This is a genomic window from Mesorhizobium sp. M4A.F.Ca.ET.020.02.1.1, from assembly GCF_004022645.1.
In the GTDB taxonomy this organism is placed as follows: Bacteria; Pseudomonadota; Alphaproteobacteria; order Rhizobiales; family Rhizobiaceae; genus Mesorhizobium.
In genome coordinates this window covers 1-737 of the sequence record NZ_RZOI01001290.1, presented here as the reverse complement: position 1 = coordinate 737, position 737 = coordinate 1, and the positions used below count along the sequence as shown (strand labels likewise).

The following is a 737-nucleotide window of genomic DNA, read 5'->3' as shown; positions in this document are numbered from 1 at the left end:
GTCCGAAGGTTTCGATGTCGGTGACATGGCTGCCACGGCGATTACGTTGCGTGAGCATGTCGGCGAACAGATCGCGCTCGCCTTTGCCGATCCGGCGGCGCGGCTGATCGCCGGCGAGCTTGGCGACGGTCTCGATGAGGCCGGCTATCTAAGCGCCGACATGGCCGAGATCGCGGCCCGCCTCGGCACCAGCGAAGCGGCGGTGGCCAAGGTGCTCGGCATCTGCCAGACGTTCGAGCCGGCCGGCCTGTTTGCCCGCGACCTTGCCGAATGCCTGTCGCTGCAGCTTGCGGTGCGCGACCGGCTCGATCCGGCGATGCAGGCGCTGGTCGCCAATCTCGAACTGCTGGCGCGGCGCGATTTCCAGGCGCTGAAGCGCATTTGCGGGGTCGACGAGGAGGATCTCCTGGATATGCTGGCCGAGATCCGCGCGCTCGATCCGCGGCCCGGAATGGCGTTTTCGGGCGGCGCCAGCGACGCCATCGTTGCCGATGTCGAGGTGCGCGCTGCCAATGACGGAAGCTGGACGGTCGAGCTCAATGCCGAGACGCTGCCGCGCGTCCTGGTCGACAATGTCTATTTCGCCAGAGTTTCGGGCCACGCGAAGAACCAGGTTGAGAAGGATTTCCTGGCCGAATGCCTGCAGAACGCCAACTGGCTGACGCGCAGCCTCGACCAGCGGGCAAAGACCATCCTCAAAGTCGCGTCGGAGATCGTGCGCCAGCAGGACGCGTTCC

The 737-nt window shown here is 65.9% G+C and carries 1 pseudogene; it reads left to right on the top strand.

The annotated features are described in order from the left end of the window. A pseudogene (locus tag EN742_RS36715) lies at window positions 1–737 on the top strand (RNA polymerase sigma-54 factor); the annotation flags it as partial.